General features: G+C 60.5%; 22 protein-coding genes. 15 read left to right on the forward strand and 7 right to left on the reverse strand.

The window, feature by feature from the left end; translation table 11 throughout:
- From IEX27_RS07930 to IEX27_RS07945, 4 genes are read left to right on the forward strand one after another with little or no spacing between them, the layout of a single operon-like run.
- Entirely contained in the window at window positions 1-1,170 is a 1,170-nt protein-coding gene (locus IEX27_RS07930) for a Gfo/Idh/MocA family protein (RefSeq protein WP_188720451.1), read from the forward strand.
- Window positions 1,167-2,681, forward strand: a complete 1,515-nt coding sequence (locus IEX27_RS07935) for a sugar ABC transporter ATP-binding protein (protein ID WP_188720452.1) — start codon at window positions 1,167-1,169, stop codon at window positions 2,679-2,681. Before IEX27_RS07930 ends, IEX27_RS07935 begins: the two co-directional genes overlap by 4 nt.
- Window positions 2,678-3,682, forward strand: a complete 1,005-nt coding sequence (locus IEX27_RS07940; protein WP_188720454.1) for an ABC transporter permease — start codon at window positions 2,678-2,680, stop codon at window positions 3,680-3,682. Before IEX27_RS07935 ends, IEX27_RS07940 begins: the two co-directional genes overlap by 4 nt.
- A 38-nt stretch (window positions 3,683-3,720) precedes the next feature.
- Entirely contained in the window at window positions 3,721-4,668 is a 948-nt protein-coding gene (locus IEX27_RS07945; protein ID WP_188720456.1) for an ABC transporter substrate-binding protein, read from the forward strand.
- Between the two features lie 124 nt (window positions 4,669-4,792).
- On the opposite strand, the gene IEX27_RS07950 is transcribed toward IEX27_RS07945, so the two are convergent.
- Both IEX27_RS07950 and IEX27_RS07955 read right to left on the reverse strand, forming a co-directional pair.
- Window positions 4,793-5,194, reverse strand: a complete 402-nt coding sequence (locus IEX27_RS07950) for a PaaI family thioesterase (protein WP_188720458.1) — start codon at window positions 5,192-5,194, stop codon at window positions 4,793-4,795.
- Window positions 5,195-5,340: 146 nt separating this feature from the next.
- Window positions 5,341-7,236 carry an acetoacetate--CoA ligase gene (locus tag IEX27_RS07955; protein WP_373869871.1) on the reverse strand — a complete coding sequence of 632 codons (1,896 nt, stop codon included), beginning with the start codon at window positions 7,234-7,236 and terminating at the stop codon, window positions 5,341-5,343.
- Between the two features lie 279 nt (window positions 7,237-7,515).
- Here IEX27_RS07955 and IEX27_RS07960 point away from each other — a divergent pair, with 279 nt between their 5' ends.
- Window positions 7,516-8,355, forward strand: coding sequence for a glycosyltransferase family 2 protein (locus IEX27_RS07960; RefSeq protein WP_188720462.1), 840 nt, complete (start codon window positions 7,516-7,518; stop codon window positions 8,353-8,355).
- Window positions 8,356-8,390: 35 nt separating this feature from the next.
- Here the strand turns inward: IEX27_RS07960 and IEX27_RS07965 are convergent, their stop codons facing one another.
- The 3 genes from IEX27_RS07965 to IEX27_RS07975 form a co-directional block, all read right to left on the reverse strand.
- Entirely contained in the window at window positions 8,391-9,137 is a 747-nt protein-coding gene (locus tag IEX27_RS07965) for an ABC transporter ATP-binding protein (RefSeq protein ID WP_188720464.1), read from the reverse strand.
- 4 nt (window positions 9,138-9,141) lie between these two features.
- Window positions 9,142-9,996, reverse strand: coding sequence for an ABC transporter permease (locus IEX27_RS07970; protein ID WP_244630283.1), 855 nt, complete (start codon window positions 9,994-9,996; stop codon window positions 9,142-9,144).
- A gap of 379 nt (window positions 9,997-10,375) precedes the next feature.
- Window positions 10,376-10,822, reverse strand: a complete 447-nt coding sequence (locus tag IEX27_RS07975) for a universal stress protein (protein WP_188720466.1) — start codon at window positions 10,820-10,822, stop codon at window positions 10,376-10,378.
- A gap of 237 nt (window positions 10,823-11,059) precedes the next feature.
- Between IEX27_RS07975 and IEX27_RS07980 the strand changes: the two genes are divergently transcribed.
- Entirely contained in the window at window positions 11,060-12,499 is a 1,440-nt protein-coding gene (locus IEX27_RS07980; RefSeq protein ID WP_188720467.1) for an NAD-dependent succinate-semialdehyde dehydrogenase, read from the forward strand.
- 145 nt (window positions 12,500-12,644) lie between these two features.
- Window positions 12,645-12,992: a RidA family protein gene (locus IEX27_RS07985; RefSeq protein ID WP_188720469.1), complete on the forward strand. Its 348-nt coding sequence runs from the start codon at window positions 12,645-12,647 to the stop codon at window positions 12,990-12,992.
- Between the two features lie 75 nt (window positions 12,993-13,067).
- Here IEX27_RS07985 and IEX27_RS07990 read toward each other — a convergent pair whose 3' ends face one another.
- The gene (locus IEX27_RS07990) at window positions 13,068-14,333 is read right to left on the reverse strand and encodes a Glu/Leu/Phe/Val family dehydrogenase (RefSeq protein WP_188720470.1); all 1,266 of its coding nucleotides are present in this window, start codon (window positions 14,331-14,333) and stop codon (window positions 13,068-13,070) included.
- 976 nt (window positions 14,334-15,309) lie between these two features.
- On the opposite strand from IEX27_RS07990, the gene IEX27_RS07995 reads away from it, so the two are divergent.
- From IEX27_RS07995 to IEX27_RS08030, 8 genes are all read left to right on the forward strand, one after another.
- A complete protein-coding gene (locus IEX27_RS07995; RefSeq protein WP_210315511.1) occupies window positions 15,310-16,050 on the forward strand; it encodes a FadR/GntR family transcriptional regulator in 741 nt (246 codons plus the stop codon).
- A complete protein-coding gene (locus IEX27_RS08000; RefSeq protein WP_188720472.1) occupies window positions 16,050-17,087 on the forward strand; it encodes an ABC transporter ATP-binding protein in 1,038 nt (345 codons plus the stop codon). The genes IEX27_RS07995 and IEX27_RS08000 overlap by 1 nt, the downstream gene beginning before the upstream one ends.
- Window positions 17,084-18,187, forward strand: coding sequence for an ABC transporter ATP-binding protein (locus IEX27_RS08005; protein ID WP_188720474.1), 1,104 nt, complete (start codon window positions 17,084-17,086; stop codon window positions 18,185-18,187). Before IEX27_RS08000 ends, IEX27_RS08005 begins: the two co-directional genes overlap by 4 nt.
- A gap of 23 nt (window positions 18,188-18,210) precedes the next feature.
- Window positions 18,211-19,707, forward strand: coding sequence for an ABC transporter substrate-binding protein (locus IEX27_RS08010; protein WP_188720475.1), 1,497 nt, complete (start codon window positions 18,211-18,213; stop codon window positions 19,705-19,707).
- A gap of 63 nt (window positions 19,708-19,770) precedes the next feature.
- Window positions 19,771-21,264 carry an ABC transporter substrate-binding protein gene (locus IEX27_RS08015; protein WP_188720477.1) on the forward strand — a complete coding sequence of 498 codons (1,494 nt, stop codon included), beginning with the start codon at window positions 19,771-19,773 and terminating at the stop codon, window positions 21,262-21,264.
- A 50-nt stretch (window positions 21,265-21,314) separates the two neighbouring features.
- Window positions 21,315-22,262: an ABC transporter permease gene (locus IEX27_RS08020; RefSeq protein WP_188720479.1), complete on the forward strand. Its 948-nt coding sequence runs from the start codon at window positions 21,315-21,317 to the stop codon at window positions 22,260-22,262.
- A complete protein-coding gene (locus IEX27_RS08025) occupies window positions 22,259-23,140 on the forward strand; it encodes an ABC transporter permease (RefSeq protein ID WP_188720481.1) in 882 nt (293 codons plus the stop codon). Before IEX27_RS08020 ends, IEX27_RS08025 begins: the two co-directional genes overlap by 4 nt.
- A 104-nt stretch (window positions 23,141-23,244) precedes the next feature.
- The gene (locus IEX27_RS08030; RefSeq protein ID WP_188720483.1) at window positions 23,245-25,044 is read left to right on the forward strand and encodes a gamma-glutamyltransferase family protein; all 1,800 of its coding nucleotides are present in this window, start codon (window positions 23,245-23,247) and stop codon (window positions 25,042-25,044) included.
- 166 nt (window positions 25,045-25,210) lie between these two features.
- On the opposite strand, the gene IEX27_RS08035 is transcribed toward IEX27_RS08030, so the two are convergent.
- Window positions 25,211-25,714, reverse strand: coding sequence for a DUF2380 domain-containing protein (locus IEX27_RS08035; RefSeq protein ID WP_188720485.1), 504 nt, complete (start codon window positions 25,712-25,714; stop codon window positions 25,211-25,213).
- Between the last annotated feature and the right edge of the window lies 1 nt (window position 25,715).

Below are 25,715 nucleotides of genomic sequence, written 5' to 3' on the forward strand. Positions count from 1 at the left end.
ATGACGATTTCCGGATCTACCGAAGTTCACAGCGGCCCCATCAGGCTCGGCATGGTGGGCGGCGGAAAGGATGCGTTCATCGGTGCCGTGCACCGGATCGCAGCGAGGCTCGACAATGAGTACCAGCTGGTGGCGGGCGCCCTCTCCTCGACACCGGAACGCTCGATCGAGTCAGGGCTGGCGCTCGGGCTCGACCGTGACCGCATCTATGGCTCGTTCGAGGAAATGGCCGAGAAGGAAGCTGCACGCCCCGACGGTATCGAGGCGGTGGCCATCGTGACGCCCAATCACATGCACTATCCAGCGGCCGAAGCGTTCCTCAGGCGCGGCATCCATGTCATCTGCGACAAGCCGATGACATCAACGCTCGAAGATGCCGAGAAGCTCGCTGCGCTTGCCCGCGAAAGTGATGCGCTTTTCGTACTGACCCACAACTACACGGGCTATCCGATGATCCGCCAGGCCCGCGAGATGGTCGCGAATGGCGAACTCGGCACGATCCGTGTGGTTCATGCGGAATATGTGCAGGACTGGCTCACGGTTGCAGCCGAAGAGTCGGGCTCCAAGCAGGCTGAGTGGCGCACCGACCCAGCCCGCTCCGGCGCTGGCGGCGCGATCGGCGACATCGGCACCCATGCATTCAACCTGCTGAGCTTCGTCACAGGTCTGCAAACGGAAGAGCTTGCGGCGGATCTGCACCGCTTCGTTCCAGGCAGGCGCGTCGATGACAATGCGCATATCATGCTGCGGCTTGAAGGCGGTGCGAAGGGCATGCTGTGGGCAAGCCAGGTGGCCCCGGGCAATGAAAACGGCCTGAAGCTGCGCGTCTATGGCGACAAGGGCGGGCTGGAGTGGCTGCAGGAAGACCCTAACAAGCTCTGGTTCACGCCATTCGGCGAGCCCAAGCGGCTGATCACGCGCAATGGTGCGGGTGCTGGTCCGGCTGCAGCCCGGATGAGCCGTATCCCCTCCGGCCACCCGGAAGGCTATCTCGAAGGCTTTGCCAATATCTACTCGGAAGCGGCTCGCGCAATCCGCGCAAAGCAGGCCGGCGAACAGCTGCCAGCCGAGGTAGTGTTCCCAACGGTTGAGGACGGCGTTGCGGGCCTCAAGTTCATTGACGCCTGCGTCCGCTCATCCGAGAAGAACGGGAGCTTCGTGACGTTGTGAGCGCCCTGCCCGACAAGCCCGCAGCTCTGGAAGTGAAGGACGTCCGCCGGTCGTTCGGACCGGTGGAGGTGCTGCATGGCGTCGATCTCGCTCTTCATTCGGGCGAAGTGCATGCGCTGATCGGCGAGAACGGCGCGGGCAAGTCAACCATCATGAAGATCATGGCGGGCTACCTCACGCCAACCTCAGGTGAAGTGCTGCTCAATGGTAAGCCTGTTACCTTTGCCTCCAGCGAGGAGGCCGAGAACAAGGGTGTCATCCTGATCCATCAGGAGTTCAACCTCGCCGAACAGCTGACGGTGGAGGAAAACATCTTCCTCGGGCGCGAGCTGAAGCGCGGGTTTTTCCTCGACAAGAAGGCGATGCGCGCGGAAGCAGCGCGGCTGCTCAACGAACTTGAAACGCGCGTCAGTCCGGACGCTCGCGTGTCCGATATTTCCGTCTCCGACAAGCAGATGGTGGAGATTGCCAAGGCACTGTCGCGTAACGCGCGCGTGTTGATCATGGACGAGCCCACGGCCGTGCTTACTACGCGCGAGGCCGAGGTGCTGTTCCGTCAGATCGAGCGACTGAAGGCAAAAGGCACGGCCATTCTCTATACATCGCACAAGCTCGATGAAGTGGCGCGGATCGCCGACCGGATCACTGTCTTCCGCGACGGCAGCCGGGTGGTCGTGGCGAACACCGGCGAAATGACGGAAGACCAGATGGCGCAGGCCATGGTCGGCCGCGAGCTCTCCAACCTGTTCCCGCCGAAGGTGATCCCCGCCAATGCCGAAACCGTGCTTTCGGTCAAGGATTTCAGCGTCGGCTCCATCGTCACGAATGCAAGCTTCGATCTCAAACGCGGTGAGATCCTGGGTTTCGCGGGGCTGGTGGGCGCTGGGCGTACGGAACTGATGGAAGGGCTTATCGGCGTCCGCCAGAGTGCGGGGCAAGTGGAGATCAACGGCAATCCCGTGAGTATTTCCACCGTCAGCGACGCGCGGCGCGCGGGCGTCGTCTATCTCACCGAGGACCGTAAAGGTCGTGGGCTGCTGCTTCGGAAAAGCATGCGCGAGAACCTGACGCTGCTGGCGCTCAATCGCTTCGGCCGCCTCGCGATTGACAGCAAGGGCGAGGACAAGGCGCTGGGCAAGGCGATTTCCGAGTTCGACATTCGAGCTCCAAACCGCGCGGTTCTGGTCGGCAATCTTTCAGGCGGCAACCAGCAGAAGCTGCTGCTCGCCAAGACCATGCTGGCGGAACCGGAGATCGTCATCATCGATGAGCCGACGCGCGGCATCGACATCGGCACCAAGCAGCAGATCTACAATTTCATCCAGAATCTCGCCGCCTCGGGCAAGAGCATCATCATGATCTCTTCCGAGATGGCGGAGGTAATCGGCCTCTCGCACCGTGTCGTCGTCATGCGCTCAGGCCGCGTGACCGGCGTGCTGTCGGGGGACGAAATCAATGAAGACCTTATCGTGCGTCATGCAATGGGGCTCGAAGGCAAGGTGGCAGCATGACCGTTGACAGCGCAACCTCAACCGCCCCGCGGCAGGGTTTCAGGATCGACTTCCACATCTGGGGACCAGTGGTGGCACTGCTGGCGCTCATTGCGCTGGGGGCATTCCTCAACTCCAACTTCCTCAGCTACGGCAATGTCACCAACGTGCTCGCCCGCTCAGCCTTCATCGGCATCATCGCGGTGGGCATGACCTTCGTCATAACCTCCGGCGGGCTCGACCTGTCGGTTGGTTCGATGGCCGCGTTCATCGCCGGCGTGATGATCATGATCATGAACGGACTGGTTCCAAGCATGGGCGTAGGCTGGGGCGTGATCCTCGTCGGCATGCTGGTGGCCATTGTCGTCGGTTTCGCTGCCGGCCTGGTGAACGGGCTCCTCATCACGCAGGCGCGGATTGAAGCCTTCATCGTGACGCTCGGCACGATGGGCATCTTCCGCTCGCTCATCACGTGGCTTGCCAATGGCGGTACGCTGTCGCTCGACTACGGCGTGCGCGAGGTCTACCGCCCCGTCTATTACGACGGCCTACTGGGCGTGGCGTGGCCGATCATCGTATTCGCCGCGGTGGCCATCCTTGGCGAAATCATCATGCGCAAGACGCCCTTCGGGCGGCACTGCGCGGCGATCGGTTCCAATGAGCAGGTAGCCCTCTATTCGGCCGTGCACGTCAATCGCGTGCGGCTCATGACCTATATCCTGCTCGGCATTCTCGTAGGCATCGCCACGATCATGTACGTGCCGCGCCTGGGTTCCGCCTCCAGCTCAACCGGCGTGCTGTGGGAACTCGAGGCGATCGCTGCCGTGATCATCGGCGGCACGGTGCTCAAAGGCGGCTTCGGGCGCGTCTGGGGTACGGTCGTAGGCGTGCTGATCCTCAGCCTCATCGGCAACATTCTTAATCTCGCGAACCTGGTCAGCCCCTATCTCAATGGCGCGATCCAGGGCGTGATCATCATTCTGGCCGTGGTTCTGCAACGGCAGAAGAAAATGGAGCGGTGACGGGAGCCCGCTTCACAATTTCAACAGGGGAGAGAGACATGAAACTATCAGCATTGGCCGGTGCACTCGCGCTCGGCATAGCATTCGCCGGAAGCGCGCTCGCGCAGGACACGAAGGTGATCGGCGTTTCCATACCCGCCGCCACGCATGGATGGGCCGGTGGCATGAACTTCCACGCCCAGCAGACCATCAAGGCGCTGGAGGAGCGCTACGAGAACCTGGACTTTGTGCTTTCCACGGCAAGCGACCCGGGCCAGCAGGTCTCCGACATCGAAGACATGATGGCCACGCGCAACATCGACGCGTTGGTCGTGCTGCCGTTTGAATCCGAGCCGCTGACGGGTCCCGTCCAGCGCGTCAAGGAAGCCGGCAAGTTTGTGACGGTCGTGGACCGTGGTCTCAGCCAGGAGAACATCGAAGACCTCTACGTTGCCGGTGACAACACCGCATTCGGCCGCGTCTCGGGTGAGTTCTTCAAGCAGCAGATGCCCAACGGCGGCAAGATCGTCGTGCTGCGCGGTATCCCGACCACCATCGACAACGAGCGCGTCGAAGCCTTCCAGCAGGCCATCGAAGGCTCGGGCATCGAGATCATCGACATGGAGCACGGCAACTGGAACCGCGACGACGCCTTCGAGGTAATGCAGGACTTCCTGTCGAAGCATGCCGAAATCAACGCCGTCTGGGCGTCGGATGACGACATGGCCGTAGGTGTTCTCGAAGCGATCAACCAGGCCAACCGTCAGGACCAGATGTGGGTGCTGGGCGGCGCCGGCATGAAGGAAATGATCAAGCGCGTCATGGACGGCGACAAGATCATTCCAGCCGACGTTACCTATCCGCCTGCGATGATCGGCACGGCGATCGAGCTCACGGCACTGCGCTTCACGTCGAGCATGCCAATGTCGGGCCGATTCATCATCAGTTCCGAGCTGATCACGAAGGATAACGCCGAAAAATTCTACTATCCGGATTCGCCGTTCTAAGCGCGATCAGCAAACAGTCTTCTCCGGGTAGGCATCCGCTTTGCCCGGAGTTGCCCTGGGCGGGTGGGCAAAAAGGGTGGTTCCGACAGGAGCCACGCTTTCCTTTTGAACGCGATGGGCCGGCTTACTCAGCGGGTTTGCCGGGAAAGACCTTGAAGGTTGCGACGGCCTTCGCCACCACTTCATCCTTGTCATCGAGAACTTCTGCCTCGACAAACCGGATCGAGCGGCCTCTGCGCACGCAGCGGGCGAAGCAGCGCAGGTCGCCCTTCGCCGCATTCAGGTAGTTCACAGTGATGCTTAGCGTTGAGGCGGCGGCGCTGGTACCCAAGTCGGCATACGAAGCAGCACCAAGCGACATGTCGATCAAGCTGGCGATAGCGCCACCGTGCACGTCGCCCTTGCGGTTCTGCAGCTCAGGCTTGAACGGAAGGTGCGCTTCTACTCCGTCTACCTCCCTGCGCACGATATCGATCCCGAGAAATTCTGCGTAGGGCGGATTGGTCTCAAAACGCACAAGTGACATGAAACAGACTGCTCCCAAGGATAACTATTCTCGTGAACGCCCTCTTACGGAGCGTCACAGGGAAATGGCAAGCGTCTGCTGCTTCAACAGTCAGAGAAAGGCAAAATTCCCATCCCTGAATGTCTCAGGGATGGGAGACTCGGGAATTAGTCCTGCAGCTGGGGTAATCCGGCAAAAAGCTCCAGCGCCTCGGGGTTGGCGAGCGCTTCCTTGTTCTTCACCGGGCGACCGTGGACGACTTCGCGCACAGCGAGCTCAACGATCTTGCCGGACTTGGTGCGCGGGATATCCGCCACCTGGATGATCTTTGCCGGAACGTGACGCGGCGAAGCGCCGGTGCGGATCTTCGTCCTGATCTTATGCTCGAGGGCAGCGTCCAGCGTCACGTTCTCCGCGAGGCGGACGAAAAGAACGACGCGAACGTCATCATCCCACTGCTGGCCGATGCAAAGGGCCTCCAACACTTCTTCCAGTTGCTCAACCTGGTTGTAGATTTCAGCCGTGCCGATGCGGACGCCGCCCGGATTCAACGTCGCGTCTGACCGGCCATGGATGACCATGCCGCCATGTTCGGTCCACTCGGCGAAGTCGCCGTGGCACCAGATATTGTCGAAGCGCTCGAAGTAGGCAGCGCGGTACTTGGCGCCATCCGGGTCGTTCCAAAAGCCGACCGGCATTGAGGGGAACGGCTTTGTACAGACGAGTTCGCCCTTTTCGCCGACGACCGGCTTGCCGTCGTCGTCCCATACGTCAACGGCCATGCCGAGACCCGGCCCCTGGATCTCGCCTGTCCAAACCGGCTTCACCGGAATACCGCAAACGAAGCACGCGCAGAGATCAGTGCCACCCGACATGGAAGCCAGATGAATGCCCGGCTTTATGCCTTCATAGACAAAGACAAAGCCTTCCGGCGAGAGCGGCGATCCGGTCGACGTGACCAGGCGAAGGCTTGAAAGATCATGCGTTTCGCGGGGTTTCAGGCCGCTCTTGCGCACAGCGTCGATGTACTTCGCGGACGTTCCGAAGACGGCAAACTTCTCCTCTGCAGCATAGTCCCACAGCACCTTGCCTTCGGGAGCGAAGGGCGAGCCGTCGAACAGGCACAACGTTGCGCCACTGGCGAGACCAGTGACCAGCCAGTTCCACATCATCCAGCCGCAGGTGGTAAAGTAGAAGAACTTCTCACCTTCGCGCAAACCGCAGTGGAAGCGGTGTTCCTTCAGGTGCTGGAGCAGAACGCCGCCCGCCGAATGAACAATGCATTTCGGGACGCCGGTCGTGCCGGAGGAGTACAAGATATAAAGCGGGTGCGAGAACGGGAGCCGGACGAATTCAACCGGACCGGCCGTGTGCGCCTGTGTGACCTCGCCATAGGTGCGGCCATCGGGAAGCGATGCGGCCAGAGCATCCGCATCGCCGGCGTAGTGGACCACGAGGACCGGACACTCGAGCTTGGCTGAAACCTTGCGAACCTTTTCGGCAACGTCCTGGAACTTGCCGTTGTACCAATAGCCGTCGCAGGCAACGAACAGCTTCGGACCTATCTGGCCGAAACGGTCAAGCACGCCCTGCTCACCGAAATCAGGGGAACAGGATGACCAGATTGCACCGAGGGAGGTTGCCGCAAGCATGCAGGCGATGGTCTCGGGCATGTTGGGCATCATTGCCGCGACGCGGTCGCCCTCGCCTATTCCGAGCGCACGGAACGCCTGCTGAAGTTTGGAGACTTCTTCATGAAGCCTGTCCCAGCTCCAGCGGTAACTAACCTTGTCCTCGCCACGGAAGATCAAAGCATCGTCAGAGCCCGTGCGACGGAGAAGGTTTTCCGCGAAGTTGAGCTTGGCATCGGGAAAGAAACGCGCATCGATCATCCGGTCACCATTGACCAGCACCCGCTCGCCACGCTCACCAATTACGCCGCCGAGTTCCCAAATGGCACTCCAGAACGCATTGGGATGGTCTACGGACCAAGCCTGGAGAGCGTCATGGTCCGGGAGGTTCACCTGAAAGGTATCTGCGCACCATTGCCGAAGATGCTCGATTGGGGCGGATGCAATCTGTTCCTGCGTGGGTGACCAAAGTGGCAAGTTATCCTGCACAAATTCCTCCCTTTGCGCATGCGTCTCACATTGCCCCATCCTCAAAGGGCCGGATTCTTATGCCGCATCCGGGTTGCGAACGAAAGCACGTTCCGCGCTCGATTGGGGATCCCCCAAAGTGATGTGGTGAAACTTTATATTTCCATAACAATTTGCTGCCACTGCAATGTCTAAATTGGTGTGCAACTGCGCATCAGCAAATTTGCGTTCCAGAACCGGGCCATGACAACTGAAGATCTGATACGTACGGGCTACAGGGCAAGGGTGGCGAACACCCCTGACGGCAGAACAATGGCCGAAGCCCTGGTGACCGTGATCATGCCCGCCAGGAATGCGGCAGGGACCATCGGCAAGTCGATTCAGTCGGTTCGTAGCCAGAGCTTCAAGGACTGGGAGCTGATCGTTATCGACGATGCTTCAGAGGATCGTACGGCTGAAATCGTCAAGTGGTTTATCGCGAAGGACAAAAGGATCCGTCTGCTGCGGTTGCCCAAGTGGCGCGGCGTGGCTGCCGCCCGCAACCGCGGTCTTGACCTCGCACGTACGCGCTTTATCGCCTTCCTGGACAGCGACGATGCGTGGGAGCCGCAGAAGCTCGAACGCCAGATCGCGTTCATGATGGAGAGCGGCACAGCGATTACGTTCGGTGCCTACCGTCGCGTGGATGTCGAGGGAAACACCCTCGGTGTCGTCGTGCCACCGACCAAGGTTTCTCGGCGGATGATGCTACGGTCCAATTTCATCGGCAACCTGACGGCTGTCTTCGACCGCCAGCGGCTGCCGGACCTGCGGTTCAAACCAGTGGGTAACGAGGACTACGTGTTCTGGGTGAACGCGCTGGAGCAACTGCGGGAACCAGTGCTTGCCACGCCCGGCGCCACACCCATCGCCCGCTATCGCGTCGCTGGGGACTCGCTCTCCGGCAACAAGATCAACTCCCTGCGCTGGCAATGGGAGAATTATCGGCGAAACCTGGGCTTTGGGCTGGTGAGAAGCTCCTTCTACCTCACCAGCTATGCCCTTCATGGCCTTATCAAGAGGCGTCCGTCAAAGGACGCGTAAAGGCAGAGAAACTCGGGTTCCATGCGTGCCGCATGCTACGCGCTGCCGAAATAGGCAGGAAGAACCTCCTCCGGTGAACTGTCCATCCTCACCTTACCATGATCGAGCCAGATGACGCGATTGCAGTTATTGGTCAGCAGGTTACGCTCATAGCTCGCCAGGACCAGGATCTTGGTCGAGTCCACCAATTCAGTCATGCGCTGGTTTGCGCGCTCCCTGAAGTCCTCGTCACCCGTGGAGAGCCACTCGTCCATGATGAGGATCTCCGGGCGGACTGCCGTTGAGGTGGCGAACGCCAACCGCAGTTGCATGCCCGATGAGTAGATGCGGAACGGCATATCGAGGAAGTCCCCCAGGCCCGTGAACTCGGCGATCTCCTCAAGCTTTGCAGAAATCTCCCTGGGCGACATGCCCATCATCGCTGCCCGCAGACGGATGTTCTCGTAGCCGGTGACATCGGGATCGATGCCCAGGCTGATATTTATCAACGAGGTGCACGTGCCGTTGATGATCGCCTCGCCTCGCGTCGGGGAGTAGATTCCCGACAGGACCTGCAGCAGTGTCGTCTTACCTGACCCATTGTGGCCGACCAGACCCACGCGGTCACCTTCGCGGAGGGTGAGTGAGACGTCATCCAGGCTGCTCACGATCACAAGCCGATCAGACTTGCGTTCGATCTTTCCTCCCGTCGCAATGCTGAGCACGCGATTCTTCAGCGACCGGCTGGGCGGGTTGAAGACTGGAAATTCTACACTGACGTTCTGAAGCTGTATGAATGTCATTGTTTCAGATCCAATATGCCACGCGCCAGCGATACTTCCCGAAGAAGACCAATGCCCAAGCCCATCCTGCTACTGCGGTACCGAGCGCCACGATCCAGCTCAGGGCATCCGGATTCTGACCGAGCAGTGGAGCCCGGATCAATTGGATCAGGTGGTACAAGGGGTTGAGCTGGTACATCAGGCTCGAAACGTGGTCCGGCAAGGTCTTTGTCATCCACATCACGGGCGTGAAATAGAACATGACCTGTAGAAGATTGGCCACCACCTGTGTCATGTCCCTGAACCGCGTACAAATCAGCGCGAATCCCAGGCTCATCCAGCTCAAATTCAGGCAAAGCAGAACCAGGCCAGGAACGGCCAGGATTGCAGTCCACTCGATCGAGCCACCCACCACCAGAACAACCAGAGGAAAGATGATAATGTTGTGCGCAAGTATAATCATGTTGCGCCACATCATTCTTATAACGTGCATAAACAATGGCATACGCACTTGAAGGATAATTCCCTGCGACCCCACGAATGTGTTGCATCCTTCATTCAGGGTTGTCGAAAGAAAATTCCAAGTGATGATGCTGGCGCACAGATAAGGCAAAAATTCTGCCATGGACGCGCGGAAAAGCGCGCCAAATACCGATCCTATGGCGCCAATGAACACCAACATGCTTAGTGTGAGCCAAAAGGCGCCAAGACGCGAACGCCTATAGCGCTGGGCGATGTCCTGCCATCCGAAGATAAACGCCACACGCCATTTGCTAAAAGATTCAATTATATCTGCCAGCGCGACACGCACGCCCGATTTGTTCATCGCACGGATCGTCTCTGAACGAGGGGGATTTAGAGAGATGGCTTCACTGGTCACAGAATGCCTCCGCATAAAGTCCGCAAGCGGCGTGCAAAGTGCCCTACTAGAATTCACAGGGACGCCTTAATTACCAAACTAATACAGTTACGAATTATAATGAATAAACTTTGGATTTTTGATACATGTCTTATCGAACATGCCGATAAGCATTCTCTTATCTTCCTCAATTCGATAAGACAACAATATATTGTCAAGCTCCAGGCAAGACTTGTGGGTAGCTTCAATGTGCATACATACAAACACCGACAGCTGCACATTCAGCGTCGGGGCAAGGTCGGCGGAAACGTTGATGGCCCGTTGCTTCCAGAAAAAACAGGGCGTGCCCTACCCCAAGGAGCACACCCTGCAGCTGCATCGCTATTGAGGCGACAGCAAATTACCTGACAACGAGTACCGGGATTTTGGAGTGGGAAACCACTTCCGCCGCCTGGCTGCCAAGTAGCAGGCGACCGATTCCCCGACGCCCGTGGGAGGCCATGACGATCAGGTCGCAACCATTGTCCTCGGCTGCCTGAAGGATACCTTCAGCGGGATGGCTGTCCTTGACGTGAACAGTATTGGGATCGACGCCGGCGGCTTCAACCACCCGGACTGCAGCATCAAGGATCCTGTCCGCGCTCTCGTCGGTCGCCTTTTCGAACTCCTGGATGATGTTGTGGTGGCCGCGCTGAGCGTGAGACGCCATTTCCATTGCCGACCAGGATTCCGTTACGGTAACCACGGTCACTTGAGCGCCGACGCTCTTTGCCAGCTGGCTGCCGTGCGCAAGCCCCTTTGCGGCCAACTCGGATCCATCGGTTGCGATCAGGATGTGCTTATACATTCAAGGCGCCTTTCTTCAGTCGTATTGCGGCAGCGATCGTACCCTCGGGCTCACCACTGGCAATTGTGACAACTACTTAGAACTTTCCTGAATCATCTCAGCTTCTTATTTCCGGCTCTTTCCCTGGCTAAGTAATGCTCACTTCAGCAAACGGTTTCCAACCATTGTGAAAATGCACTATGTCAGTCTGGACGCGGCATGGCCGCACCATGACAGTATGCGGAGGCGACAGGTACTATGACCCATTCCTATCCGGACGTTCAACTTCTCATCAATGGCAACTGGCAGAAGGCCCGCTCGGGCAAGACCATCCCCGTACTCGACCCGGCCACGGATGAGCAGATTGGAACCGTTGCCTGGGCAGGCAAGGAGGATCTCGATCTGGCACTCGAGGCCGCGGCTGAAGCGTTCAAGTCCTGGAGCCGCGTATCAGCCTATGAGCGCTGCAAGATCATGCGCAAGGCCGCCGATCTCCTGCGCGAGCGTGCCGACAGCATCGGCTGGATGATGACCCGCGAACAGGGCAAGCCACTGGCACAGGCGAAAATGGAAGTTATGGGCGCGGCTGACACGATCGACTGGTTCGCCGAAGAAGGTCGGCGGGCCTACGGTCAGGTGATCCCGCCGCGCACGCCGGACGTCATCCAGATGACGATGAAGGTGCCAGTTGGTGTCGTCGCGGCCTTCACGCCCTGGAACTTCCCGATCAACCAGGTGGTGCGCAAGCTGTCGGCGGCGCTCACGACGGGATGCACGATCATCGTCAAGGCGCCGGAAGAAACGCCTGCGTCGCCAGCCGAACTGATCCGCTGCTTCGTGGAAGCCGGCGTGCCGGCAGGTGTGGTGAACCTCGTCTATGGCGTTCCCGCCGAAATTTCGGAATACCTGATCCCGCATCCGATCGTCCGCAAGGTTACCTTTACCGGCTCCACCCCCGTCGGCAAGCAGCTTGCCGCACTCGCCGGCCAGCACATGAAGCGCGCGACGATGGAGCTCGGCGGCCATGCGCCGGTGATCATTACGGGCGACGCCGATATCAAGAAGGCCGTTTCGGTGATGTCGGCAAGCAAGTTCCGCAACGCTGGGCAGGTGTGTGTGTCGCCAACCCGCTTCCTCGTGGAGCAGAACGTGGCTGACGAATTTTTGGACGGTTTCACCACCGCAGCAAAGGCGATCCGTGTCGGCAACGGCCTTGATCCCGAAACCGAGATGGGTCCGCTGGCGAACGAGCGCCGCATTCCTGCTCTCGAGGCGCTTATCGCGGACGCAACGGAACGTGGCGGCAGGCTGACGACTGGCGGCAACCGCATCGGCAACCAGGGCAATTTCTTCGAGCCAACCGTTCTTTCGGATGTGCCGACCAGCGCCCGCATCATGAACGAAGAGCCTTTCGGGCCGGTGGCCGTCATCAACCGCTTCAGCGAGCTTGATGAGGCGATCGCCGAGGCAAACCGCCTCCCCTTCGGCCTTGCAGCCTATGCCTTCACGGGCTCCGACAAGACTGCCACGCGTCTTGGGCTCGAAATCGAAAGCGGCATGCTCACCATCAACCATCTGGGTCTCGCCCTGCCGGAAGTGCCGTTCGGCGGTATCAAGGATTCGGGCTACGGCACGGAAGGCGGCTCGGAAGCCATCGAGGCCTATCTCGAGACGCGCTTCGTCACCCGTACGGCCTAAGGAATATCGGGTGACTGGCCGAGCCTCTTGGCCGTCACCCATTCAAAAGTTTTGCACAGCGCCTGCGGAAGCTTGTGGTGACGGCGACAATCGTATTCATTCCCGCGCGCCGGCGATGGCCGTTATGACGTAAGGAGACCCTGCAGTGACTATCAATCGTTTCGAGACCAACCAGCGCATGAGCGAACTGGTGGTACACAATGGCACCGCCTACCTGGCCGGCCAGATCCCAGACGACTCCTCCGCCGACATCGGCACCCAGACCGAGCAGGTACTGGCGAACATCGACCGCCTGCTGGCGCTTGCCGGTACGGACAAGACCAAGATCCTTTCGGCGACCATCTACCTTGCTGACATGCGCTACTTCCCGGCCATGAACGCAAAGTGGGACGCCTGGATTCCGCAGGGTGCAGGCCCGGCCCGCGCCACGGTTCATGCCGCACTGGCCGACCCGGACATCAAGATCGAGATCTCCGTCATCGCGGCCGTCTGATCAGCCAGCATCTTGAACGAAAAAGGCCGGATCATCGGGCGATGATCCGGCCTTTCTTATATGTGTCGCAGAAGCTTAGCTTACGAAGAAGCTCTGGGTGCCGTGGGCCTCGATGGCCTCGGCCAGACGCGACAGCGCATGGACATAGGCTGCAGTGCGCACGGTGATACCCTTCTCCTGGGAGATGTTCCAGATCGCGCGGCCCTCACGCTCCATGATGGTCTTGAGGCGTGCGTGGATCTCCTCGACATCCCAGTAGTAGCCCTGCTTGTTCTGGACCCACTCGAAGTAGGAAACCGTCACGCCACCGGCATTCGCCAGGATGTCCGGCAGAACGACGACGTTCTTCTTTGCAAGGATGCGATCGCCTTCCGGCGTTACCGGGCCGTTGGCGAGCTCAAGCACGACCTTGGCTTTGACGAGCTCGGCGTTGCCCTGATGGATCATGTCTTCAAGCGCAGCCGGGACAAGCAGGTCGCACTCAACGCCGATGAGGGCATCTGCGGAAAGTGCCTCATGGCCGCTCTGGCCGACGGTGGAAACGACCGACTTGCCGGCGGCCTTGGCTTCCATCAGAAGCGAGAGGTTGAGGCCAAACTCGCAGTAGACGCCACCCTCGGAGTCGGAAACTGCAACGATCTTGTGGCCGTCGCCTGCGAGAAGACGGGCGATGTGCTGACCGGCGTTGCCGAAGCCCTGGATCGCAACCTTCATCGATCCATCGCAGCCGAGTTCTCCTGCCAGGTGGCGGACGAGGTAGTAGCCGCCGCGCGCGGTCGCGTCGTCACGGCCCTTCGAGCCGCCAAGCGCGATCGGCTTGCCGGTGATGACGGCAGGCTCGTAGCGGTCGACGATCTGGCTGTACTCGTCAGCCATCCAGCCCATGATCATCGAGTTGGTGTAGACGTCCGGAGCCGGGATGTCGCGATCCGGGCCGATGATGCGCGAGAAGGCCTGGATATAGGAACGCGAAAGGCGCTCGATCTCGGCCTTGGAAAGCTTGCGCGGGTCAACCTGGACAGCGCCCTTGCCGCCGCCGTAGGGCAGGTTCATGACGGCGCACTTGAAGGTCATCCAGAATGCGAGCGTCTCGACTTCCTCGGCGTTGGAATTCGGATGGAAGCGAATGCCGCCCTTGGTTGGACCGCGGGTGTCGTCGTAGCGGCAGCGCCAGGAAAGGAAGGACTTGCGGGAGCCATCGTCCATGCGGATCATCAGACGCGCCTGCGTGGTCTCACGCGGGAACTTCAGCTTCTCGATGACATCCGGGTCGATGTTCAGGTACTGGGCTGCGTCATCCAGACGTACCAGTGCCTGCTCAAGCTGGCTAGGTTCGCTCATGATAATCCTTTCGGGTAGTGGTCTGTTTGCTTCGGAAGGGCACGTGCGTTTCCGCTTTTCTGGCGCGCGGGCGTACCTGTGCGATGGATGTGGAGACCATGGTCTCCCGTTTTTCGGCGGTCAGATCGAACCGCGCGAACTCATGCAGATCGGAGGTCGCTCGCTCCGTCTGAAACACGACAGCGGACGAGTTTCGCGCACTGCCCGGAACCAGGCACAAGCGGCTACGGGGGCCACGAGCACGCCAAAGGTGCTGACCCCATGTTCACGACCGGTTCTGAGACAACCCGAGGCTGTCATGAAGCGACGTTACTCCCGCCTATGGACGATGCGGCACAACCTCAGTGGGGCTGTTGCCCATCTGGACACGCGGAGCCGGAGACTAAAGGAGCCTCGCGCTCGATCCGCGCCTTGATGGGAGACGCCCTATCAGGAAATGCCCTTGGCATGCAATAATCTTGCACGAAAATTGAGCTTTAGTGATCAAAAATTATGCGCAATGATGGCCCGGCTAACCATCGATCGGAAACGATTGCACGCATCTTGTGCAGGCTTGCTTTTTCAGTGACTTCCAAGTCGTTCTGAACAAAGCTGATCAACCCGGCTGCCGTTTGTTTGCCCGAAAAGCTGCGAAACAATATCGCAGTGCAGAGAGGTAATCCTTGTGGCTACCTTACCGCTCATCCTCACACATACAGGAAGGAACTTCTCGTCTCCTTCTGCCAGTTGGCGCGCCCAAAAGGTAACCAGTGAACATAATGGTCGCCGTCAATAGTTGCGATTGGGCCATGTTCTGACCGCTCCAACATCGTCAAAAGACAAAGCAAAGCACCCCTCCCACAGCTTGAACACACAACACTCAATCGGTTGAAAAATTATGATTCCATAACCTACGCGGGTTGACAGTTGGGCCAGAAGAGAAACAACTATGGAAGGGAACCATTGGGACCAAAGGTATCACTCAGGACAAGCCATCTTGAAGCCGGGCAAGGAACGCCTCAACTCGTCAATCGCGCTGGAAAAGCTGCGGGAGCGGGTGGAGACACAGAGCGTGAGTGCTGATCCGAAGCTGCCGCCCGAGCGGGAGCTGGCCGCGTCCATGGGACTCGGACGGAGAGCCATCCGCCGGGCCATGGAAGTCCTGGAGGCCGAAGGTCTCATATGGCGACACCAGGGCAAGGGCACCTTTGTAGGCCGTAGACCAACTGTTCACCCCTACCTGATAGGTGAGATCTCGGAGAGAACGAACCCGCTCGAGGTCATGGAAGCCCGTCTGCAGATCGAACCGCCGCTTGCGCGTATCGCGGCACTGCGGGCCAGCGCGGAAGACATTTCATCCCTTGAGAAGCTCGCCAACAAAGTTGTGACGGCTCTGGATGATGATGGTTGGGAATTGTGGGATAGTGCTTTTCACCGCAGAATTGCAGAATGCGCAGGCAACGGATTGATGCTGGCGCTGTTCGACGTGGTGCAACGCATCAGGCACGAACCCTATTGGCGCTATCTGCGCGGGCGTGCCCGCACGCCGGAGAGCCGGGAGAATTCCCACAGGGATCATGCGGAGATCGTTGCAATGATAGGATCCCGGGACGGTGCTGGCGCCGAGCGCGCCATGCGCAGGCACCTCGCCGCCGTCAACGCGAACTTGCAGGCAATTGTAGCCGGAGAGGATGGCGGCGCTGATTTTCCATCCATTGAAAGAAGGACAGGCTCTTGATGAACCAATCCGCATTGGCCGAGGCATCGCGAACTGTCGAGAGCAGCTCCGAAACGGTGTTGAGTGTTGAAGATTTTACCCTCAGCTTTTCAGAGTCGGCCAAAACGAACCTGATCGAAGGCGTCTCCTTCCACGTGGAACGCGGCAAGACGCTCTGCATCGTGGGCGAATCGGGCTGCGGCAAGAGCGTCACCTCGCTCGCGCTGATGGGCCTCCTCGCCTCCCCGCCCGCGCGCATCCGCCGCGGCACAGCGATGTTCGGCGGCAAGGACCTCTTCGCGCTTTCGGAGCGCGAGAAGGCCGACCTGCGCGGTAACGACATCGCGATGATCTTCCAGGAGCCGATGACGTCGCTCAACCCGGCATTCACGGTCGGTCACCAGATCGCCGAGGGCATCATGCGCCACCGGCACATGTCCAAGGCGGAAGCGCGCGCCGAGACGCTGAAGATGCTGCAGATGGTGCGCATCCCGGCGCCCGAAAGCCGGCTCGATGCCTATCCGCACCAGCTGTCGGGCGGCATGCGCCAACGCGTCATGATCGCCATGGCGCTCGCCAACCGGCCGAAGCTCCTGATTGCAGACGAGCCGACCACAGCGCTTGACGTGACGATCCAGGCGCAGATCCTGAAGCTTATCCGCCAGATCCAGGAAGAGACCGGCACCGCGATGATCCTGATCACGCACGACCTCGGCGTCGTGGCGGAAGTCGCCGACCATGTGGCCGTCATGTACGCCGGTCACATCGTCGAGCAGGGTCCGGTCGACGAGATCTTCAACGACCCGCAGCATCCCTACACCATCGGTCTGTTCGGCTCGATCCCGACGCTCGGCCGCCGGCAGGGCAAGCTCGCCACCATCAAGGGCGCGGTGCCGCCGCTCGAACTGATGCCCAAGGGATGCCGGTTCTCGCCGCGCTGCCCCTTCGCCGACCAGCGCTGCCGCGACGAGGTACCGCCCTCGCCCCAGCTCGGACCAGATCATACCGCGGCGTGCTGGTACGCGCCGCTTGAGCAGAAACTTGGAGCCCGCCAATGAGCGAGACCGTTCAGCACACCACGCCCATTATCGAGGGGCGGAACCTCGCAAAACGATTCGGCGGCAAGAAGGGCCTGTTCCACTCGTCGCCGACGGTCTACGCGGTAAATGACGTCTCGATCGCGGTGTGGCCGGGAGAGACATTCGCCATCGTGGGCGAGTCGGGTTGCGGCAAGTCCACGCTTGCACGCCTTCTGCTGCGGCTCATCGAGCCAAGCGACGGCGACGTGCTCTACCAGGGCAAGGACATCACGAAGCTGTCTGCGTCCGACATGCGGTCGCTGCGCAGCGAGATGCAGATCATCTTCCAGGATCCGTTCGCCTCGCTCAATCCGCGCATGACGGTCGGCAGCATCATAGCCGAGCCGATCCGCCTGCACGGGCTGGCCAAGGGCAAGGCGGTCGATGACCGCGTGGCGGAGCTGCTGCGCATCGTGGGCCTTCGGCCGGAATATGCCGACCGCTATCCGCACGAGTTCTCCGGCGGTCAGCGCCAGCGCATCGGTGTAGCGCGCGCGCTTGCGGGCCAACCGAAGCTCATCATCGGTGACGAGCCTGTTTCCGCGCTCGACGTGTCGATCCAGGCACAGGTCATCAACCTGCTCGAAGACCTCAAGGAACAGTTCGGCCTGACGCTGATCATCGTCGCGCATGACCTCGCCGTCATCCGTCACATGAGTGACCGCGTCGCCGTCATGTATCTTGGCGAGGTCGTCGAGCTTTCGCCGGTCGATCCGCTCTACGAAAAGCCGCTGCACCCCTATACGCAGACGCTGCTCGACGCGATCCCCGTGCCTGTGCCGGGCCATCGCGAGAAGCGTTCGCTGGCGCGCGGCGACGTGCCGAGCCCAACCAATCCGCCTCCGGGATGCCGTTTCCACACCCGCTGCCCCTTCGCACTGCAGAAGTGCCGGGAGGTTCATCCTCCGCTCGAGGACGTGGGCGGCGGACGGTTCGTCGCCTGCCACCTGTGGCGGGAGATCCAGGAGCAGGACCACCCGTCTGCCCCGCTGGACGGAACCAGCCCCAAGCTTGCGGAACGGCTGGAGATCTACCGGTCCTATCAGTCAGCCAAGGAAAAGAATTCGCCGGTGGGGTAACCGGCGTCTTAAGGGAGAGTTAAATGAAGTCATTGCGTATGCTCACAATAGGTGCTGCCCTACTGGCAAGCAGCACCGTCATGGCAGCAGACCTCCGGGTCGCGCTGCAGGACGATCCGGATGTGCTTGATCCGCATCTGGCGCGCACCTTCGTGGGCCGTATCGTGTTCACGTCGCTCTGCGACAAGCTTGTCGACATCAATGACAAGCTTGAGGTCGTTCCGCAGATCGCTACCGAATGGACGTGGAACGACGACAACACCGTGCTTACCATGAAGCTGCGCGAAGGCGCTGTCTTCCACGACGGTGCAGTCATCGACGCGGAAGCCGTGAAGGCGAACCTCGACCGCGCTCGCAGCAATGACGAGAGCCTGCGCAAGAGCGAACTTGCCTCGATCTCCGACGTCAAGGTCGTCGATGCCAATACGCTCGAGATCACGCTGAAGGCTGCCGACGCAGGCTTCCTGGCACAGCTGACCGACCGCGCCGGCATGCTGATGTCGCCCGCTTCGTTCGACAAGAACCCGGGCCAGAACCCCGTCTGCTCGGGCCCATACAAGCTGGTCGACCGCGTTCAGAACGACCGCATCGTGCTTGAAAAGTTCGCCGACCACTGGAACGCGGACAACTACCACTTCGACAAGGTCACCTTCACTCCGATCCCGGATGCGACCGTGCGCCTCGCGAACCTCCGTTCGGGCGACGTGGATATCATCGAGCGCGTGGCTCCGTCCGACCTGCCGACCGTTGAAAGCGACGCCAACATCAAGCTTTCCTCGGTGACCGGCCTCGGTTACCAGGCAATCGAAGTCAACATGGCAAATGGCGCGAAGGCTGACCATCCGCTCGGCAAGGACGCACGTCTGCGTCAGGCGCTGAACCTTTCTATCGACCGCGACGTGATCAACGAGGTTGTGGGCGCGGGCACCTACACCCCTGCCCTGCAGGCCTTCCCGCCCGCGAGCTTCGCCTTCAACGAAGAGTTCGGCAACCAGAAGCGTGACGTTGAGAAGGCCAAGGCTCTCATCAAGGAAGCCGGTTTCGACCGCGTTCCGGTCGAGATTTCCTACGGCAACAACACCATCATGCAGCAGGTCTTCGAGCTGGTGCAGGCGATGGGCGCCGAGGCTGGTTTCGACATCACGCTGCGTCCGACTGAATTCGCCGCGCTTCAGTCTGCCCTCAAGGCCGGTGACTTCTACGTCGGTCAGTCGGGCTGGTCCGGCCGCGTCGACCCGGATGGCAACATCCACCAGTACGTCAGCTGCGGTGGTGGCCTCAATGACATGAAGTACTGCAACGAGGAGGTTGACCGCCTGCTCAACGCAGCCCGCACCACCAGCGACACTGCAGAGCGCAAGAAGCTCTACGATGAAGCCCAGGTGATCCTGCAGCAAGACATGCCGGTGATCTACCTCTTCTACCTGCCGTGGCCGTTCGCTCACAAGGCATCGCTGGAAGGCTTCATTCCGGTTCCTGACGGCATGATCCGTCTGGAGAACGTCAAGCTCGCTCAATAAGCGGCTGATCTGACGGGCGGCGCCTGCAACGGGTGCCGCCGTTTAAAATCGAAGGGGAACGACATGAAAAAGCTCATAATTTCGCTACTTGCGGGTGTGGCATTTTCCTCCGCTGCTTCCGCTACAGACTTCCGCATAGGCCTGCAGGAGGATCCCGACGTCCTCGATCCGCACAAGGCCCGTACCTTTGTCGGCCGCATCGTCTTCACGTCGCTCTGCGACAAGCTGGTCGATGTGAATTCAAAGCTGGAATTCGTACCTCAGCTCGCCACGGAGTGGAGCTGGAGCAACGAGAACAAGACGTTGACCTTCAAACTTCGCGATGATGCGCTGTTCCACGACGGAACGCCCTTCAACGCCGAAGCCGCCAAAGCCAATCTCGACCGTGCCCGCACGGAGCCGGACAGCCTGCGCAAGAGCGAGCTGGCCTCCGTCGACAGCGTCGAGGTTGTCGACGAATATACCGTCGCGCTGAACCTCAAGCAGGCAGACGCCACGCTTCTCGCCCAATTGTCTGACCGCGCGGGCATGATGCTTTCACCCGCCACCTTCTCCGGCGAAGTAGCTACCAATCCAGTCTGCTCGGGTCCCTACAAGTTCGCGAGCCGCGTTCAGAACGACCGCATTACGCTTGAAAAGTTCGCTGAGTACCGCGACGCAGACGACTATCATTTCGATCGGCTGGTCTTCCGGCCCATCCCGGACTCCACCGTCCGTCTCGCCAACCTGCGGTCGGGCGACATCGACATGCTGGAGCGCCTCAATCCTTCGGATGCCGAAAGCGTCCGCGGCGATACCAACCTGCAGTTCATGCCTGTGGCCGGGCTTGGCTATCAGGGCCTGACCATCAATGTGGGCGAAAATCCGCGCGCTTCCGGTCCGCTCAACAAGGACAAGCGCGTTCGCCAGGCGTTGCAGCTCGCCATTGGCCGCGACATCATCAATGAAGTCGTCGGTCACGGCCTGTTCGAGCCTGCGCAGCAGCCCTTCCCTCCGGCCAGCCCCTTCAACAGCGAGAAGTTCCCGCTGGTTGAACGCGATGTCGAGAAGGCGAAGGCTCTGCTGAAGGAAGCCGGACACGAAAGCGTTGCCTTCGAGCTCACCTTCGGCAACAACACGACGTCGTCGGCCACCAACGAGCTGATCCAGGCCATGGCCAAGGAAGCAGGCTTCGAGATCAGCCTCAAGCCGATGGAATTTGCGGCCATGCAGCAGGAGATGCAGGCGGCGAACCATGAGGCCACGCAGATCGGCTGGTCCGGCCGCGTCGATCCCGATGGCAACATCCATCAGTTCGTGACCTGCAAGGGTGCGCTCAACGACTCGAAGTACTGCAACGAGGAAGTCGACAAGCTGCTCAATGCAGCGCGCGCTACCCCGGACGTGGAAGAACGCAAGCAGCTCTACGATCAGGCGCAGGCCATCCTGATGGATGAACTACCCATCATTTACATCTATCATCAGCCCTGGCCTTTCGTCGCTTCGAACAAGGTTAGCGGCTTTGAACCGTCTCCGGACGGAATGGTGCGCCTCAAGGGCGTCAAACTGGAAAACTGAGAAACCGAGGCCGGTGGGCTCGTCCCGCCGGCCCCTTGGGGCAAATTGACATGCTACAAATCATTGCCAGAAGGGTCCTGGTGGCGATACCGACACTATTCCTTGTGTCGCTTATCGTCTTCGGCCTTCAGAAACTGCTGCCAGGCGATCCGCTATTGACCATGGCGGGCGAGGAGCGAGATCCCGCGGTCATCGAATTCCTGCGTGAGAAGTATCGCCTGAATGATCCATTCTACATGCAGTATCTGTACTGGGTGCGGGACGTTCTGACCGGAGATTTCGGCAATTCGCTGCGCACGGGCGTGCCCGTCTCCACGCTGATTGCCCAGAAGCTGCCGGTGACGATCCAGCTCGCCGTGATGGCAATGATCTTCGCGCTGCTGATCGGCATTCCGACCGGCATCATGTCGGCGGTCAAGAAGGGCAAGGCTCCGGACTACGCGGCCAATGCGATTGCGCTCTCCGGCGTCTCCATCCCGAACTTCTGGCTCGGCATCATCCTGATCATGGTCGTGTCGGTGCAGTGGCGTCTGCTGCCTGCCTCCGGCTATGTGCCGCTGACGGAAGATCCGATCCAGTCGCTGCGCACGATGCTGATGCCCTCCTTCGTTCTTGCCACCGCGCTCGGCGCCTATCTGATGCGCCACACGCGCTCGGCAATGCTCGGCGTGCTGTCGTCCGACTATATCCGCACCGCCAAGGCCAAGGGCCTGATGCCGCGTGTGGTGGTGCTGAAGCATGCGCTGCGCAACGCGCTGATGCCGATCGTGACGCTCACGACGCTGCTCTTCGGCGAATTGCTGGCAGGCGCCGTGCTGACCGAGCAGGTCTTCACCATTCCGGGCTTCGGCAAGCTGATCGTGGACGCCGTCTTCACGCGTGACTACGCCGTGGTTCAGGGCGTGGTGCTCTGCACCGCTGTCGGCTTCATCTTCATGAACCTGCTGGCCGACATTCTTTACATTCTCATCAATCCGCGGCTGAGGCACCCCCAATGACCGCACAGGTAACAACAGCGTCCGCCGAAGCAATCGCCCCAAAGCGTAAGCTCGGGCGGGCAATGACCAAATTCCTCAAGAACCGCAGCGCGGTCTTTGGCGGCGCGCTCGTGCTGCTCTTCGTGCTCCTGGCAATCTTCGCCCCACTGATTGCCACGCATGATCCGTTCCAGACGAGCTTCACCACCATCCGCAAGCCGCCTTCTGCCGCCTTCTGGCTCGGCACTGACGAACTCGGCCGCGATATTTTCACGCGCATGCTCTATGGCTCCCGCGCCTCGCTGATGGCTGGCGTCATCTCGGTCACGATCGCTGTCATCGTGGGCGTGCCGCTCGGCCTGATCGCCGGCTACTACGGTGGCTGGACCGATGCGGTCATCTCGCGCATCACCGAAGCGCTGCTGGCGATCCCGTTCCTGATCCTCGCCATCGCGCTTGCCGCCTTCCTCGGACCAAGCCTGACGAATGCCATGATCGCCATCGGTCTTTCCGCCGTGCCGATCTTCATCCGCCTCACCCGCGGACAGGCACTGGCGGTGAAGACGGAAGACTATGTGGAGGGTGCGCGTGCCATCGGCCTGCCGAACCCGCTGATCATGGCCCGCTACATCTTCCCGAACGTGTTGCCCCCGATCATGGTGCAGGCAACGATCACCGTCGCTACCGCGATCATCGCAGAAGCTAGCCTGTCGTTCCTGGGACTTGGCCAGCAGCCGCCAAACCCGTCATGGGGCTCGATGCTGAACACGGCCAAGAACTTCATGACGCAGGCGCCCTGGATGTCGATCTTCCCCGGCGGAGCGATCTTCCTGGTGGTGCTCGGCTTCAACCTTCTCGGCGACGGTCTGCGCGACGCGCTCGACCCCCGCGACAACTGATGTCTTGCCGCGCCCGAGGGCGCGGCCGTTCTAGTTTTACGCAATTCCGGACGGGAAACCGGTCTCCAGTTTCCTTGGAATCGCTTAGTTTTGGGAGCTTTCTCATGATCACGACACGCCCCGAGATCCTCGGTACTTTTGGCGTCATCACCACCACCCACTGGCTCGCATCAGCATCGGGCATGTCCATACTGGAAAAGGGCGGCAATGCCTTTGACGCTGCTGTCGCTTCCGCGTTTGTGCTGCAGGTCGTGGAGCCGCATCTGGTTGGCCCCGGCGGCGAAGTGCCGATCATCTTCCACTCGGCGCGCACCGGGAAGACGCAGGTTCTCTGCGGCCAGGGCTCCGCTCCCGCAGCAGCAACGCTTGAGCGTTACAAGAGCGAAGGCCTTGAGCTGATCCCCGGCAATGGCATGCTGTCCACTGTGATCCCGGGTTCGTTCGACGCCTGGATGCAGCTGCTGCGCGACTATGGTTCGCTGCCGCTGGCCGATGTTCTCGCACCGGCGATCTTCTACGCCGAGAAGGGTCATCCGCTGCTGCCGCGCGTGTCTAACACGATCGCGGGGCTCAAGGATTTCTTTGAGCGTGAATGGCCGACCTCGGCTGCCTTCTTTACGCCGGGCGGACGTGTTCCGGCTCCGCGCGAAATCTTCCGTAACGAGGCGCTCGCCAATACCTGGAAGCGCATCATCCGCGAGAGCGAGTCCGTCAAGGGCAACCGCGAAGCGCAGATCGAGAAGGCACGCGACGCGTTCTATCGCGGCTTTGTGGCTGAAGAGATCGACCGCTTCGTGCGCGAGACGGAAGTGATGGACGAGAGCGGCTCGCGCCACAAGGGCGTGATCACCGCCGACGACATGGCGAAGTGGCAGGCGACCTACGAAGAGCCGCTCACCTACGATTACCACAACTACAAGGTCCACAAGATCGGCCCGTGGGGTCAGGGTCCGGTGTTCCTTCAGACGCTGGCGCTGCTAAAGGGCTTTGACCTTGCCAAGATGGATCCGAAGGGACCGGAGTTCATCCACACGGTCACCGAGGCCATGAAGCTCGCCTTCGCCGATCGCGAGTACTACTACAGCGACCCGAAGTTCGTTGACGTGCCGATAGATGTACTGCTGTCCGACGCCTATAACGACGAGCGGCGCAAGCTGATCGGCGAGAAGGCTTCGCTCGACCTGATCCCGGGCGTTGTGCCGGGCTATGAGGCGCAGGTGGAGCGCATGCATGAGGCGCTGAGCCGTCTGTCACGCGTATCGGCACCCGATGCCGTCAACAACGAGCCCACCATGGCCGACATGCGCGCCTCCGCTCGCAAGGGCGACACGGTGCATCTCGATGCCATCGACGCCGAGGGCAACATGGTCGCCGCGATGCCTTCCGGCGGCTGGTTCCAGTCGTCGCCATACATCCCGTCGCTGGGCTTCATGCTCAACAGCCGCGCGCAGATGTTCTGGCTCGAGGACGGGCTGCCGGCGACGCTGGCTCCCGGCAAGCGCCCGCGCACGACGCTCACCCCTTCCCTCGCCCACAAGGGTGGCAAGCCGTACCTCGCCTTCGGCACCCCCGGTGGCGACCAGCAGGAGCAGTGGCAGCTGCTGTTCTTCCTGCGCCATGCCCATCATGGCCTGAACCTGCAGGAAGCGATCGACATGCCGATGTCGCACACGGCGCATTTCCCGGGCTCCTTCTACCCGCGCGAGCGCAAGCCCGGAAACCTCGCTGTAGAGGAAAGCTTCGGCAAGGAGACGCTGGAGGCACTGGCCGCCCGCGGACACCAGCTGGAAACCGCGCCAGCCTTCACCATCGGCCGCATGGTTGCGGCTGCCCGCGAGGAAAACGGCCTGCTCAAGGCCGGCGCCACCTCGCGCCTGATGCAGGCATACGCGATCGGCCGCTAGAGCAATTCCAGGAAAAGTGGGAACCGGTTTTCCGTCCGGAATTGCGTTAAAACAATGGGTTAGATCATTACAGCGTTTCTGTGAAACACTGAAATGATCTGACCGCGAACGGAGGCAGGCATTCGAGCCCCTCGATGGCCATCGCTGTCGAGGGGTTTTCTCTGGCTTAATTCTCAGAACTCTGCGGCAGACAGTTCCTGGCGATGTCGCGGACGATCATGCGGGACGCCCTGAACCAGGCTTCATCCGTATCGCCCCTGTAGGTGAGGAAGCGGTCGCAAGCCGGATCGTTGGTCTCAAGATCAAAGACCGCGAATTTCACCCAGCCGACGAGCGTGCTCATCTTGTGGAAGTAGCCGAGGAGCATGTACTGCGCGCCTTTTTCGCGAGCCTGGTCCATGAGTTCGACGAGCCCCGGAGCGCAGTTCCCGCAATCGAGCAGTGAAGGCTCGACCAGCTTCGTCTTGGCAAGTTCGCTGACTGCAGTCTGCATCGCATCGTGCAGCCGCCGTTCGTGATCCGCCGTCTGGTCGCGCACTTCGCCGGACGTATCGCGAAACTGGAAGGGAACGATCACGAGACCGGGCCCGGCCTCCTCTGCGCCAGCGATTGGTGGCGCGAGCACAAGCAACAGAAATGCGATTGCGGCAATGACACGGGCACCGGGCATT

The organism is Nitratireductor aestuarii, from assembly GCF_014641695.1.
Lineage (GTDB): Bacteria > Pseudomonadota > Alphaproteobacteria > Rhizobiales > Rhizobiaceae > Chelativorans > Chelativorans aestuarii.

Coding starts and splice junctions, on each gene's coding strand:
- IEX27_RS07930 (WP_188720451.1), top strand. CDS start 1: ATGACGATTTCCGGATCTACCGAAGTTCACAGCGGCCCCATCAGGCTC.
- IEX27_RS07940 (WP_188720454.1), top strand. CDS start 2,678: ATGACCGTTGACAGCGCAACCTCAACCGCCCCGCGGCAGGGTTTCAGG.
- IEX27_RS07945 (WP_188720456.1), top strand. CDS start 3,721: ATGAAACTATCAGCATTGGCCGGTGCACTCGCGCTCGGCATAGCATTC.
- IEX27_RS07950 (WP_188720458.1), bottom strand. CDS start 5,194: ATGTCACTTGTGCGTTTTGAGACCAATCCGCCCTACGCAGAATTTCTC.
- IEX27_RS07960 (WP_188720462.1), top strand. CDS start 7,516: ATGACAACTGAAGATCTGATACGTACGGGCTACAGGGCAAGGGTGGCG.
- IEX27_RS07965 (WP_188720464.1), bottom strand. CDS start 9,137: ATGACATTCATACAGCTTCAGAACGTCAGTGTAGAATTTCCAGTCTTC.
- IEX27_RS07975 (WP_188720466.1), bottom strand. CDS start 10,822: ATGTATAAGCACATCCTGATCGCAACCGATGGATCCGAGTTGGCCGCA.
- IEX27_RS07980 (WP_188720467.1), top strand. CDS start 11,060: ATGACCCATTCCTATCCGGACGTTCAACTTCTCATCAATGGCAACTGG.
- IEX27_RS07990 (WP_188720470.1), bottom strand. CDS start 14,333: ATGAGCGAACCTAGCCAGCTTGAGCAGGCACTGGTACGTCTGGATGAC.
- IEX27_RS08000 (WP_188720472.1), top strand. CDS start 16,050: ATGAACCAATCCGCATTGGCCGAGGCATCGCGAACTGTCGAGAGCAGC.
- IEX27_RS08005 (WP_188720474.1), top strand. CDS start 17,084: ATGAGCGAGACCGTTCAGCACACCACGCCCATTATCGAGGGGCGGAAC.
- IEX27_RS08010 (WP_188720475.1), top strand. CDS start 18,211: ATGAAGTCATTGCGTATGCTCACAATAGGTGCTGCCCTACTGGCAAGC.
- IEX27_RS08015 (WP_188720477.1), top strand. CDS start 19,771: ATGAAAAAGCTCATAATTTCGCTACTTGCGGGTGTGGCATTTTCCTCC.
- IEX27_RS08020 (WP_188720479.1), top strand. CDS start 21,315: ATGCTACAAATCATTGCCAGAAGGGTCCTGGTGGCGATACCGACACTA.
- IEX27_RS08025 (WP_188720481.1), top strand. CDS start 22,259: ATGACCGCACAGGTAACAACAGCGTCCGCCGAAGCAATCGCCCCAAAG.
- IEX27_RS08030 (WP_188720483.1), top strand. CDS start 23,245: ATGATCACGACACGCCCCGAGATCCTCGGTACTTTTGGCGTCATCACC.
- IEX27_RS08035 (WP_188720485.1), bottom strand. CDS start 25,714: ATGCCCGGTGCCCGTGTCATTGCCGCAATCGCATTTCTGTTGCTTGTG.